Origin of the sequence: Pseudomonas sp. FeS53a, assembly GCF_000931385.1 — a bacterium.
GTDB lineage: Bacteria > Pseudomonadota > Gammaproteobacteria > Pseudomonadales > Pseudomonadaceae > Metapseudomonas > Metapseudomonas otitidis.
Genome location: NZ_JYFT01000043.1, coordinates 1 through 12,578 on the forward strand (window position 1 = coordinate 1; position 12,578 = coordinate 12,578).

Below are 12,578 nucleotides of genomic sequence, written 5' to 3' on the forward strand. Positions count from 1 at the left end.
AGTTCCAGGGGATGATCTGGCCGACCACGCCGAGGGGTTCGTGGATGTGGTAGGCGACGGTGCCGTCGTTGATTTCGGCGGCGCCGCCTTCCTGGGCGCGGATGCAGCCGGCGAAGTAGCGGAAGTGGTCGGCGGCGAGCGGGATGTCGGCGTTGAGGGTTTCGCGCACGGCCTTGCCGTTGTCCCAGGTTTCGGTGACGGCGAGGACTTCGAGGTTCTGTTCGATGCGGTCGGCGATCTTCAGCAGGACGTTGGAGCGGTCCTGCACGGAGGTGCGGCCCCAGGCATCGGCGGCGGCGTGGGCGGCGTCGAGGGCCTTGTCGATGTCTTCGGCGGTGGAGCGGGGGAATTCGGCGATGGGCTGGCCGTTCACCGGGGAGGTGTTGGTGAAGTACTGGCCTTTGACCGGGGGCACGAATTCGCCGCCGATGTAGTTGCCGTAGCGGTCCTTGAAGGAAACGACGGCGCCGGGGGTGCCGGGTTGTGCGTAACGCATGCGATGGGCTCTCCTGACGGGGCCTGGCGCCGATACGGGCCAGGGGGTGAGTGGATGCTAGTGGCCACGCTGCCCCCATCGGTATGCGCCCATGGGTGCGGTGGCCTCCTCATTTGGTAGTAGCGCCTTGCAGCACGGCCTGTTCGTAGCGGGGGTAGAGGTGGCTGACGCTGCGCACCAGTTCGAAGCGACTGAGGCTGACGGCGGCGAAGCGCTCGGGAATCGGCGCGCGGATCAGCTCGTTCATGTCCGCGCCCTGGGCGGCACCCTCGCGCAGCAGGCCGTCGAGCCAGCCCAGGTAGTCGCGCATCTGATCGAAGGCGGCGGCGTCCTCGGTGACCGGCCCGTGGCCGGGCACCAGGTGCTTCCAGGGCAGCGCCTGGAGCTGGCGCAGGTCGTCGAGCCAGACCTCCAGCCCCGGGCTGTTGGGGGTGGTGAGGGCACGCTGGTAGAACACCAGGTCGCCGGCGAACAGCACGCCGGTGCGCTCGTCGAGGATGGCCAGGTCGGCCCCGGTGTGGCCGCGCAGGGCCAGCAGGCGCAGCGGGTGGCCGCCAACGGTGCGGGTGCCCACCTGCACGACCTGGTCCGGCAGGCGCACTTCGGTGCCGCGCATCCAGTCGCCCACCAGGCGGTACATGTTCTCGGCCATGGCGTCGCCCTGCTGGCGCAGCAGTTCGGTGGTGCCGGGCAGTGCGGCGATGGGCACATCGGCGAAGGCCTGGTTGCCCAGCACGTGGTCAGGATGGTGGTGGGTGTTGAACACCAGCACCACCGGGCGCTCGGTAACCCGGGCGATGGCGCGGCGCAGGCTTTCGCCGTAGCGCCGCGAGGGGCCGGTGTCGATCACCACCACGCCGGCATCGGTGACGATGAAGGCGCTATTGACCACGTTGCCGCCGTTGGCGCTGCTGAAGTTCTCGGTGCTGCCTTCCAGCAGCCAGGTGTCGTCGGCGATGCGCCGGGGTTCCAGGGGGTATTCCGGCTCGGCACGGGACAGCAGCGGCAGCAGGATCAGGAACACCAGCACCAGCAGGCCCATCGCCGGGCGGGTGGCCACGGGCCGTGGTTCGCGGGGATGGGGCTCGTGATGGCGCACGTCTATCTCCTTGAGCGCACGGTTCAGAAGTCGGCCTCGAACTCGTTGCCGTTGTTGTCCCTCAGCCACAGGTGGGTCGGCTCCGGGGTGCGGGTCTCCAGGCTGAGGGTGGGGTTCTCGGCGACGGCGGGGAACAGTTCCAGGCTGGCGAGGACCTCGCCCGTGGGGCTGCGCAGTTCGGCCTGGTTGAGGAAGAACTCGGGCACGCCGCCGACCAGGCCGTTGTCCATGGGGTGGTCGATGCGCAGGCGCAGGCGGCTTGTGCCGTCGTGGGCGAAGCGGGCGCCCTGGATGTGCCCGAGGCGCTGCTCCCAGCCCGGTTGGGCGCGCACCACGCTGGGCGCGGTGCAGCCACCGCCGGCGGCGTCGACCCAGGCGGAGCCGACATGCCAGACACCGTCATCGGTGAGCGCGGCAACCCGCACGGCGGTAGCTTGCTCGACACGGATGCGCACGGCCACCACCGGCAGCACCCGCTCGCCGGGGCGAAAATCGAAGATCCGCGGGATGGGATTGAGCTCGGCCCAGGCCACCAGCCGCCGTACCGGGCCGGGCAGCCCCCGGGCGTCGACCTGGATCGGCACCTGCCGGGCGTCCTCGGCGAAGGGCGGGGCCTGCAGCACCACGCGCGAGTCGAAGACGAAGGGGGCGCCTTCGAGGATGCGCTGGTGGTGGTAGGCCCACATCACCGAGGGCACCGGGTCCGGGCCCGGATCGGGAGCGGCCTGGACGTTCAGGCACACCCCCAGGGCCAGTGGCAGCCAGCGGCGCATGGCTCACTCGTCCACGTGGACGCTTTCCAGGTAGGAGCGGATGGCCCAGAGCGCTTCCTGGCTGAGGAAGTCGGCCATCTTCGGCATGTACACGGCCCCATCGCGAACGGCGCCGTTGATCACCCGCTCCTTGAACCACTCGTCACCGCTGGCATCGGTCTCCAGGTAGCGCAGGTCGGGGGCGATGCCGCCGGACTTGGCTTCCAGGCCGTGGCAGCGGGCGCAGTTCTGGTTGTAGGCCGAGGCGCCGATCTCCACCGCCAGGGCGTTCTTCTCGTAGGGGGCGCGGTAGGGGTTGGTTTCGCGCCATTCCTTGCCCAGGGGCTCGAGGCCTTCGGTGTTCACCGCCTGGGGCACCACGTCGCCGTGGGCCAGGGCCAGGCCGGAAAGGCCCATGCCGGCGAGCAGCAGCAGACCGCGCAGGGTGTTCTTGTTGTTGTGCATGACTTCCATCCTCATCGAGATGCTGGGCAAGGCAACGCTCGCCTGGAGCGTGGTGCCGAGGATGGTAAGGAGGCCCCCAGGGGCCCCGAATGCTGCTTTGGTGGGCGCGCCCTACTCCCTTGGTAGCAGGCCCCGGGGAGGTGCCGGGGGAGGCTTTGGCAGCAAGTCCAAGTCATGTCCGGACTGGGAATTTTTCCCGGCCATCGCGGGAGTTTTTCCGTATCCCGGCAAGGGGGTCGCTTCCACTATGCGATACGCCAGGACGCCAGGTGGCGCACTGGTCCTCAACGACCACGGGAACCACAAAGATGACAACAAGATCGCTCCCCCACTCCCCGCTGGCCCTCGCCGTCAAGGGTCTGCTCCTCGCCGGCGGCCTGGCTGCCACCAGCGCTGCCTTCGCCAAGAACGTCACCTGGGAAGACATCGCCAACGACCATGTCTCGGTCAAGGACGTGCTGCAGTACGGCATGGGCACCAATGCCCAGCGCTGGAGCCCCCTGGCCCAGGTGAACGACAAGAACGTGTTCAAGCTGGTGCCGGCCTGGTCCTTCTCCTTCGGTGACGAGAAGCAGCGCGGCCAGGAGTCCCAGGCCATCGTCAGTGACGGGGTGATCTACGTCACCGCTTCCTATTCCCGCGTGTTCGCGCTGGACGCCAAGACCGGCAAGCGCCTGTGGGTCTACAACCACCGCCTGCCGGCCGACATCCGCCCGTGCTGCGACGTGGTCAACCGGGGCGCCGCCATCTTCGGCGACAAGATCTTCTTCGGCACCCTGGACGGCCGCCTGGTGGCGCTGAACAAGGACACCGGCAAGGTGGTGTGGAACAAGAAGTTCGGCGACCACACGGCGGGCTACACCATGACCGGCGCGCCGACCCTCATCAAGGACCAGAAGACCGGCAAGGTGCTGCTGATCCACGGCAGCTCCGGTGACGAATTCGGCGTGGTCGGCCAGCTGTTCGCCCGCGACCCGGACACCGGCGAGGAAGTCTGGATGCGCCCCTTCGTCGAGGGCCACATGGGCCGTCTGAACGGCAAGGACAGCACCCCCACCGGCGATGTGAAGGCCCCCTCCTGGCCGGACGACAAGGACTCCCCCACCGGCAAGGTGGAAGCCTGGAGCCACGGCGGCGGCGCCCCCTGGCAGAGCGCCAGCTTCGACGCCGAGACCAACACCATCATCGTCGGCGCCGGCAACCCCGGCCCCTGGAACACCTGGGCACGCACCGCCAAGGGCGGCAACCCCCATGACTACGACAGCCTCTACACCTCCGGCCAGGTGGGCGTGGACCCGAGCACCGGCGAGGTGAAGTGGTTCTACCAGCACACCCCGAACGACGCCTGGGACTTCTCCGGCAACAACGAGCTGGTGCTGTTCGACTACAAGGGCAAGGACGGCAAGACCGTGAAGGCCACCGCCCACGCCGACCGCAACGGCTTCTTCTATGTGGTGGACCGCACCAACGGCAAGCTGCAGAACGCCTTCCCCTTCGTCGACAACATCACCTGGGCCAGCCACATCGACCTGAAGACCGGCCGCCCGGTGGAGAACGAAGGCCAGCGTCCGCCGCTGCCTGAGCCGGGCCAGAAGCACGGCAAGCCGGTGGAAGTCTCCCCGCCCTTCCTCGGCGGCAAGAACTGGAACCCGATGGCCTACAGCCAGGACACCGGCCTGTTCTACGTGCCGGCCAACAACTGGAAGGAGGACTACTGGACCGAGGAGGTGAACTACAAGAAGGGCTCCGCCTACCTGGGCATGGGCTTCCGCATCAAGCGCATGTACGACGACCACGTCGGCAGCCTGCGCGCCATGGACCCGACCACCGGCAAGGTGGTGTGGGAGCACAACGAGCACCTGCCGCTGTGGGCCGGCGTGCTGGCCACCAAGGGCAACCTGGTGTTCACCGGCACCGGTGACGGCTTCCTCAAGGCCTTCGATGCGAAGACCGGCAAGGAGCTGTGGAAATTCCAGACCGGCAGCGGGATCGTCTCCCCGCCCATCACCTGGGAACAGGATGGCGAGCAGTACATCGGCGTGACCGTCGGCTACGGCGGTGCCGTACCCCTGTGGGGCGGCGACATGGCCGAGCTGACCAAGCCGGTCGCCCAGGGCGGTTCCTTCTGGGTGTTCAAGCTGCCCAGCTGGGACAACAAGACCGCCAGCCGCTGACCATCCTCACCGGCGCGCCCTCGGGTGCGCCGGTTCTCGTTCCGGGAGCTGCCATGAACTACCTGCCCATGTTCCTTCCCCTGCTCATGCTGGTCTTCGGCCTCGCCTGGGCCCAGCCCGAACCCACCCAGCCCGCCACCGACGACAGCGATGCCGACGCCGTGCGCGTGATCGACGGTTGCCGCCTGGAACCCGGCGCCCACTGCCCGGGGGCCAACCTGGCCAACGCCGACCTGAGCAACCTGGACCTGCGCCGCATCGACCTGTCCGGGGCCAACCTGGCCGGTGCCAACCTGCGCCACGCCAACCTCGACCTGGCCAACCTGGAGAAGGCCCGGCTGGTGGGCGCCAACCTCACCCGCGCCAGCCTGCAGCAGACCAACCTGCGCCTGGCCGACCTCAGCGATGCGCACCTGATGGCCGTCCAGGGCTGGGGCCTGTTCGGCCAGGGCGCGCAGTTCAAGGGGGCCGACCTGACCGGTGCCTACCTGGAATTCGCCCGCCTCTCCGGCGCCAAGCTGCACGACGTGAACCTGCAGGCGGCCGACCTGGAGATGACCTTCCTCAGCCGCGCCGACCTCAAGGGCGCCCGCCTCAACGACGCCAACCTGCAGGAGGCCAAGCTCGCCGACGCCAACCTGGAGAACGCCGACCTCAGCGGCACCCGCCAGCACTACGCCTCGTTCCAGGGCGTGAACATGGAAGGCTGCACCGCCTGCCCCCAGGATTGGGAGAAGTAACCGGCAGCCCACACGCGTTTCTGCAAGGGGCCAGGGATGGCCCCTTTTTTATGTCCGGATACACCAGCAATTCGGTGGATCGGTTAAGCACACAGCCCGCAACGATGGGCTTCGCACAGCTCAGCCCATCCTACGAACCGAGCAGCCCTAGGATGCGGTGAGCTGTGCGAACCGCATCAATCCGAGGCGCCCGATACGGCGGCGGGAGTGGAACGGTGGAGTGCGATCCCCCTGCGCCACCTGAGCGCCCCTGTAGCCCGGACTTCAGTCCGGGAATGGCCTGCACCGCCCCCTGGGCTGAAGCCCAGGCTACGGGCGGAGCGCCCCGCAAACGAAAAGAGGCGCACAGGTGCGCCTCTCCGTGCCCGCTGCCGGGGTCAATCCTGGCTGGTCGCGCCGATGCGGTGGATCGACAGGTCGGCGCCGTAATACTCCTGCTCCTGGCTGAGGCGGATGCCCAGGGTCTTCTTCAGCAGGCCATACACGGCGAAGCCCCCCACCAGCGCCACCACCAGGCCCAGCGCGGTGCCGATGAACTGGCTGGCGAGGCTGACGCCGCCGAGGCCGCCCAGGGCCTGCTGGCCGAAGAGGCCGCAGGCAATGCCGCCCCAGGCGCCGCACAGGCCGTGCAGTGGCCAGACGCCGAGGACGTCGTCGATCTTCCATTTCACCTGGGTGGCGGTGAAGGCCCAGACGAACAACCCACCGGCGATGGCGCCGGTGGCCAGGGCGCCCACCGGGTGCATCAGGTCGGAGCCGGCGCACACCGCCACCAGGCCGGCCAGCGGCCCGTTGTGCAGGAAGCCGGGGTCGTTGCGGCCCACCAGCAGCGAGGCCGCCGTGCCGCCCACCATGGCCATCAGCGAGTTGACCGCCACCAGGCCGCTGACGCCCTGCAAGGTCTGGGCGCTCATGACGTTGAAGCCGAACCAGCCGACGATGAGGATCCACGAGCCGAGGGCCAGGAACGGGATGTTCGACGGGGCGAAGGCGATCAGCCGGCCATCACGGTAGCGGCCATCGCGGCGGCCCAGCAGCACCACCGCGCCGAAGGCCAGCCAGCCGCCCACGGCATGCACCACCACCGAGCCGGCGAAGTCATGGAAGCTGGCGCCGAAACTGGCTTTCAGCCAGTCCTGCAGGCCGAAGTTGCCGTTCCAGATCAGCCCTTCGAAGAAGGGGTAGACGAAGGCGACGATCAGCGCGGTGGCGCACAGCTGCGGGCCGAACTTGGCACGCTCGGCGATGCCGCCGGAGATGATCGCGGGGATGGCGGCGGCGAAGGTCAGCAGGAAGAAGAACTTCACCAGCGCGTAGCCGTGGTCCTCCGCCAGGACGGCGGCCGGCTGCAGGAAGTTGACCCCGTAGGCCACCCAGTAGCCGATGAAGAAGTAGGCCAGGGTGGAGACGGCGAAGTCCGAGAGGATCTTCGACAGGGCGTTGACCTGGTTCTTCTGCCGCACGGTGCCGACTTCGAGGAAGGCGAAGCCGGCGTGCATGGCCAGGACCATGACCGCACCCATCAGGATGAACAGGGTATTGGAGCCGTGGATCAGGGTTTGCACGGCGCTGTTGAGGTTTTCCATCGAGAGAGGGCTCTCCGGCAGTGAAAGGGCACCAAGAAAGGTCACAGCACCATCACAGCGCACCAGACTGATGCCACCCCACCGGGGACCGCTCCCTGGCGATGCCCCGCAACGGGGCGAAAGGCAGTGTGAAGCATCAGCTGACTCATGACTTTTTCTTTATTTATCAGTCGCTTGAACAATCAAGCATGCACCTTGGCAGGCCGCCTTGCCGCTCGATAACGGGGCGTTTTCCAGCCGGGCGCACCAGGGCAAAGCAAGCCGCATACCAAGGCACGGCGGGTGTTGGCGGACGGCCGGGCAAATTTCCCCTGAACCCTTTGCGCCAGGCAGGACTCAGAACCCCTGAGCCTTTCAAGGAGAACCGCCATGCCCCGCAACAACGCCTCCCGCGCCCAGGATGACCTGATCGCCGAATTCCAGGCCCTCGTCGGCGACACCGAGAAACTGCTGCAGCACACCGCGAGCCTGGCCGGCGAGCAGGCCGAGGACCTCCGCCTGCAGATCCACGATTCCCTCAAGCGCGCCCGGGAAACCCTGAACCTCGCGGAAGAACGCCTGGTGGACAAGGGCAAGGCCGCCGTCGCCGCCACCGAGGGCTACGTGCAGGAGCACCCGTGGCAGACCATCGGCCTCGCCGCCGGGGTCGGCTTCCTGCTCGGCCTGCTGGCCAACCGTCGCTGACATGCAGGCGGACGCGCCCAACCCCGAGGCCGGCGAGCCCGGCCCGTCGCCGCGCCGCCTCGGTGCGGCCGTGCTGGGGCTGCTGCACAGCCATGTGGAGCTGTTCGGCATCGAGCTGCAGGAGCAGAAGGCCAACAGCCTGCGCCTGCTGCTGTTCGCCGGGCTGGCGCTGGTCTTCGCCCTGCTGCTGCTGATGAGCCTGTCGGCGCTGGTCCTGGTGCTGTGCTGGGACGCCTGGCGCCTGCAGGCCATCGGTGGGCTCTGCCTGTTCTACGGGCTGCTCACCGTCTACTGCGCCTGGCGCCTGAAGCAGGCCGTGGACGACGAAGCCTCCCCCTTCGCCGGCACCCTCGAAGAGCTGGCCCTTGACCGCGAGCGCCTGCTGCCATGACCCAGCCGCCCCTGCCCTCCTCCCGCCGTGAACTGCGCAAGGCGCTGGTCCGCCTGCGCCTGGAGATGCACCGCCAGGAGATCCGCCACGAAGCCCAGGTGATCACCCGGCCCCTGCGCCGGGTGAAGGGCCTGGCGCAAGGCCTGCAACATCCCCTGGGCCAGGGGCACGCACCACTCTGGGGCATTGCCGGCATCGCCGCGCTGGGTTTCTTCGCGGCCCGCGGCGGCTCGCTGGCGCGCTGGGTCCGGCTGGGTGGCACCCTGCTACCGCTGCTGGGCGCCCTGTGGAAGCAACACAGCCAGGCCGTGGACCGCCCGCCCCGCCCCTGATCGTCGGACAAACTGGCCACGTTCTTGCTAATGGAACGGTCCGGGCATCGCCCGTCGTTCCCGCGCTGGCTTGCGCGGACCCTGGGGTCATTACAACAAGGAGCCGCCCGTGATCGAGGGGCAACCACTCGCCTCTTTCCAGCCCTTCATCGATACCGCCACCGGCCGGATCGCGGGGGTCGAGGCCCTGGGGCGGCTGCGCCTGGAGGACGCTACCCTGCGTTCGGTGGGCCCGCTGTTCGTCGACCCGCGCATCCCGCCCGCCGCCCTGCGCCGGCTGGACCGGGAGATCCGCGAGGACGCCCTGCGCCGCCTGCACGAAGCACCGGCCGACTGGTTCCTCAGCCTCAACATCTCGCCCCGCTGGATCAGCCGGCTGCGCCCCGGCCAGGCCCTGCCCAGCCTCAAGCAGCTGCAGCGCAACGGGGTGAGCCCCGAGCGCATCGTCTTCGAGATCACCGAACTGGGCGGCGCCAGCCAGCGCCTGCCGGACGTGGTGGCGCGCTACCGCGAGGCCGGTGCACGCATCGCCATCGATGATTTCGGCGCGGGCTATTCGCAGCTCGACCGGGTGCTGGCGTTGCAGCCGGACATCCTCAAGCTGGACATGCAACTGTTCCAGGCCGCTGCCCGGGGCGGGCCGAGCGGCGAGGTAGTGAAGGCGCTGGCGCAGATGGCGGAGAAGACCGGCTGCTGGATCATCGCCGAGGGCGTGGAGACCGAGGCCGAGCTGGACTTCGCCCTGGAGTGCGGCGCCCGCTACGTGCAGGGCTACCTGTTCGCCGCGCCGCACCTGGCGTTCTTCCCGGCGGATGCCTTCGTCGCGCGCTTCGCCGAGCTGCGCGATCGCTACGTGAAACGCAAGCTGGCCGAGCGCTCGCAGTTGATGGACATGCGCCAGCAGCTGAACCGCCTGATGAACCAGCTGAAGACCTGGGCCGAGGCCGGCGGCAGCCACCAGGCGCTGCCGAACCCCGCCGAGTTCCCCTGGCTGCTGCGCATCTACCAGTGCGACCGCACCGGCACCCAGCTGACCCCCAACCTGGAATGGCACCAGGGCGTGTGGCGGGAGGACGCCCGCTACCAGGGCCATAACTGGTCCTGGCGGCCGTACTTCTACCAGTTGCTGGCCGAGGGCTGGGAGGAGCGTCGCCTGACGCTCTCCACCACCTACCGCGACGCCACCACCAACCAGTACTGCCTGACCGCTGGCCAGTTCATCGACAACGGCCGCCGCCTGCTGCTGGTGGACATCGACGCCGCCGGGCTCTGAGCCAGGCGCGGAACTCCCGCGGCCGTCCCAAGGTCCACTTGCCTCGCCCGGGCTTAACCGGGAAGCTAGCCTCCCATTGAGCCACTGAAGGCGAGGACAGGCATTGGACTGGCAGACACTGCTTACCCGGGAACGGCTCGGCAAGCCGGTGCACAGCACCGAGGAGCTGGGCCGCAGCCCGTTCCACAAGGATCACGACCGCATCATCTTCTCCGGCGCCTTCCGCCGCCTGGGCCGCAAGACCCAGGTGCACCCGGTCTCCAGCAACGACCACATCCACACCCGCCTGACCCATTCCCTGGAGGTGGGCTGCGTCGGCCGCTCCCTGGGCATGCGCGTGGGCGAGGTGCTGCGCGAGGCGCTGCCGGATTGGTGCGAACCCTCGGACCTGGGGGTGATCGTGCAGTCCGCCTGCCTGGCCCACGACATCGGCAACCCGCCGTTCGGCCACTCCGGCGAGGACGCCATCCGCCACTGGTTCCAGCAGGCGGCCGGGCGCGGCTGGCTGGATGCGATGAGCGACGTCGAGCGCGCCGACTTCCTCAGTTTCGAGGGCAATGCCCAGGGCTTTCGCGTGCTCACCCAGCTGGAGTACCACCAGTTCGACGGCGGCACGCGCCTGACCTACGCCACCCTCGGCGCGTACCTCAAGTACCCCTGGACCTCGCAGCACGCCGAGGCGCTGGGCTACAAGAAGCACAAGTTCGGCTGCTACCAGAGCGAACTGCCGCTGATGGAGCAGATCACCCAGAAGCTCGGCATGCCGCAGCTGGAACCGCAGCGCTGGGCGCGCCACCCGCTGGTCTACCTGATGGAGGCGGCCGACGACATCTGCTACGCCCTCATCGACCTGGAAGACGGCCTGGAGATGGAGCTGCTGGACTACGCCGAGGTGGAGGCCGTGCTGCTGGGCCTGGTGGGCGACGACCTGCCGGAAACCTACCGCCAGTTGGGCCCCCACGACTCGCGCCGGCGCAAGCTGGCGATCCTGCGTGGCAAGGCCATCGAGCACCTGACCAACGCCGCCGCGCGGGCCTTCGTCGAACAGCAGGACGCCCTGCTCGCCGGCACCCTGCACGGCGACCTGGTGGAGCACATGGACGGCCCGGCCAAGCGTTGCGTGCTGCGCGCCAAGGCCATCGCCCGCGAACGCATCTTCCAGGACAAGCGCAAGACGCTGCACGAGATCGGCGCCTACACCACCCTGGAAATCCTCCTCAACGCTTTCTGCGGCGCAGCGCTGGAGCAGCACGGCGGGCGCACGCCGTCGTTCAAGAACCGGCGCATCCTCGACCTGCTGGGCAACAACGCGCCCAATCCGGGCTGGCCGCTGTACCGCTCCTTCCTGCGGGTGCTGGATTTCATCTCCGGCATGACCGACAGCTACGCCACCGAGATGGCCCGGGAGATGACCGGCCGTTCGAGCCCGGTCTAGGGAGCCTCCGTGCGTCAGGCGATCAGGCAGAGCTTCCACTGGCACGCCGGCCCTCCGGCCTGGGGCCCGGCGGCCATTGCCGGCCTGGGCTGCGGCCTGCCGCTGCTGCTCGGCCTGTTCACCGCGCACACGGGCTTCCTCTGGGCCGCCACCGGGGCCTTCCAGGCGGCGCTGGCCAACCCGATGCACCGCTTCGGCATGCTGCGCATGCTGCTGCTCACGCTGCTCGGCGCCCTCAGCGCAGGCATCGGCTTCTGGGCCGCCAGCCATCCCCTGGCCAGCCTCGGCACCTTCGCCCTGTGGGGCTTCCTGCTGGCGGTGCTGCAGCGCTACGGCACGGAGCTGGGCAAGCTGGGGGTCGGGCTGGCGGTGTGCCTGTGCCTCGGCCAGGGCCAGGCCGGCAGCGGCAACCTGCACAACGGCCTGGCGGTGGGGGCGCTGTTCGCCATCGGCGGGCTGTGGGTGATGCTGCTGGCGTTCTTCCTGCGGGGCGCCCACGGCCTGCGCCTGTGGCCGGTGCTGCCGCGCCTGGGCGGGTTCATCAAGGTGTTCGGCCGGCACGCCGGGCGCCTGCCGCAGCGGCTGTGGTGGATCCACGCCCTGGCCTGCACCCTGGCGGTGGCCCTGGCGGGCCTGGCGGCCAACCTCAGCGGCCTGCCGCGAGGCTACTGGCTGACGCTGACGGTGGTGACGACGTTGCAGATGGAGCTGGACGGCAGCCTGGTGCGGGCCATCCAGCGCAGCCTCGGCAGCCTGGCGGCGGCGCTGGCGCTGATCCTGTTCGGTCACTGGCTGGAAAGCCCGGGTTGGCTGGTGGCGGCGATGCTGCCGCTGATCGTGCTCAGCCGTGCCTTCATCGCCCAGCACTACGGCCTGTTCGTGGCGCAGACCACGCTGTGCTTCGTGCTGCTGGCCGAGAGCCTGGCCCACGACTGGCACCTGCCGGAGGTGCGCCTCTACAACAGCCTCCTGGGTGCCGCCCTGGCGCTGCTGGTGGCCTACGGCGCGCACCGCGCACGGCTGCGCTGGACGCCACAGGCACCGGCAGAGGCAGACGTGGAGGGAGAGGAAACGCTTGGGGCGGCTGGACCGGCCCCGCTGGCGGAGCCCGTCACCGAGCCCCTGCGCGACTGACCCCCGCAGCGTCGCCG

At 69.0% G+C, this 12,578-nt stretch carries 13 protein-coding genes; 8 read left to right on the forward strand and 5 right to left on the reverse strand.

Annotated elements, in window-relative coordinates; translation table 11 throughout:
• The 4 genes from SZ55_RS12410 to pedF form a co-directional block, all read right to left on the reverse strand.
• Positions 1 to 496 (reverse strand): aldehyde dehydrogenase family protein (locus SZ55_RS12410; RefSeq protein ID WP_044406070.1); only part of this gene is annotated, 496 nt, incomplete at its 3' end.
• 109 nt (positions 497 to 605) lie between these two features.
• The gene (locus SZ55_RS12415) at positions 606 to 1,538 is read right to left on the reverse strand and encodes a quinoprotein relay system zinc metallohydrolase 1 (protein ID WP_044406203.1); all 933 of its coding nucleotides are present in this window, start codon (positions 1,536 to 1,538) and stop codon (positions 606 to 608) included.
• 80 nt (positions 1,539 to 1,618) lie between these two features.
• On the reverse strand, positions 1,619 to 2,368 hold the full coding sequence (locus tag SZ55_RS12420; protein ID WP_082078220.1) for a quinoprotein dehydrogenase-associated SoxYZ-like carrier: 750 nt from the start codon (positions 2,366 to 2,368) through the stop codon (positions 1,619 to 1,621).
• 3 nt (positions 2,369 to 2,371) lie between these two features.
• Positions 2,372 to 2,812, reverse strand: coding sequence for a cytochrome c-550 PedF (gene pedF / locus SZ55_RS12425; RefSeq protein ID WP_044406073.1), 441 nt, complete (start codon positions 2,810 to 2,812; stop codon positions 2,372 to 2,374).
• Between the two features lie 308 nt (positions 2,813 to 3,120).
• Between pedF and exaA the strand changes: the two genes are divergently transcribed.
• Together exaA and SZ55_RS12435 are read left to right on the forward strand one after the other, a co-directional pair.
• Positions 3,121 to 4,986 (forward strand): quinoprotein ethanol dehydrogenase, encoded by a 1,866-nt coding sequence (gene exaA / locus SZ55_RS12430; protein ID WP_044406077.1) that lies wholly within the window; start codon positions 3,121 to 3,123, stop codon positions 4,984 to 4,986.
• Between the two features lie 53 nt (positions 4,987 to 5,039).
• Complete coding sequence (locus SZ55_RS12435; protein ID WP_044406080.1) at positions 5,040 to 5,726, forward strand: pentapeptide repeat-containing protein; 687 nt, start codon at positions 5,040 to 5,042, stop codon at positions 5,724 to 5,726.
• 377 nt (positions 5,727 to 6,103) lie between these two features.
• Here SZ55_RS12435 and SZ55_RS12440 read toward each other — a convergent pair whose 3' ends face one another.
• Positions 6,104 to 7,312, reverse strand: coding sequence for an ammonium transporter (locus SZ55_RS12440; protein ID WP_044406083.1), 1,209 nt, complete (start codon positions 7,310 to 7,312; stop codon positions 6,104 to 6,106).
• Positions 7,313 to 7,681: 369 nt separating this feature from the next.
• Here SZ55_RS12440 and SZ55_RS12445 point away from each other — a divergent pair, with 369 nt between their 5' ends.
• The 6 genes from SZ55_RS12445 to SZ55_RS12470 all read left to right on the forward strand — a co-directional run bounded on the left by SZ55_RS12445 (position 7,682) and on the right by SZ55_RS12470 (position 12,561).
• Complete coding sequence (locus tag SZ55_RS12445) at positions 7,682 to 7,996, forward strand: DUF883 family protein (RefSeq protein ID WP_044406086.1); 315 nt, start codon at positions 7,682 to 7,684, stop codon at positions 7,994 to 7,996.
• Position 7,997: 1 nt separating this feature from the next.
• On the forward strand, positions 7,998 to 8,387 hold the full coding sequence (locus SZ55_RS12450; protein WP_044406089.1) for a phage holin family protein: 390 nt from the start codon (positions 7,998 to 8,000) through the stop codon (positions 8,385 to 8,387).
• Complete coding sequence (locus SZ55_RS28410; protein ID WP_044406092.1) at positions 8,384 to 8,719, forward strand: hypothetical protein; 336 nt, start codon at positions 8,384 to 8,386, stop codon at positions 8,717 to 8,719. Before SZ55_RS12450 ends, SZ55_RS28410 begins: the two co-directional genes overlap by 4 nt.
• Before the next feature lie 109 nt (positions 8,720 to 8,828).
• Complete coding sequence (locus SZ55_RS12460; RefSeq protein ID WP_044406095.1) at positions 8,829 to 9,992, forward strand: EAL domain-containing protein; 1,164 nt, start codon at positions 8,829 to 8,831, stop codon at positions 9,990 to 9,992.
• A gap of 103 nt (positions 9,993 to 10,095) precedes the next feature.
• The gene (locus SZ55_RS12465; RefSeq protein ID WP_044406099.1) at positions 10,096 to 11,427 is read left to right on the forward strand and encodes a deoxyguanosinetriphosphate triphosphohydrolase; all 1,332 of its coding nucleotides are present in this window, start codon (positions 10,096 to 10,098) and stop codon (positions 11,425 to 11,427) included.
• Between the two features lie 9 nt (positions 11,428 to 11,436).
• On the forward strand, positions 11,437 to 12,561 hold the full coding sequence (locus tag SZ55_RS12470; RefSeq protein WP_044406102.1) for an FUSC family protein: 1,125 nt from the start codon (positions 11,437 to 11,439) through the stop codon (positions 12,559 to 12,561).
• Positions 12,562 to 12,578: the final 17 nt, after the last annotated feature.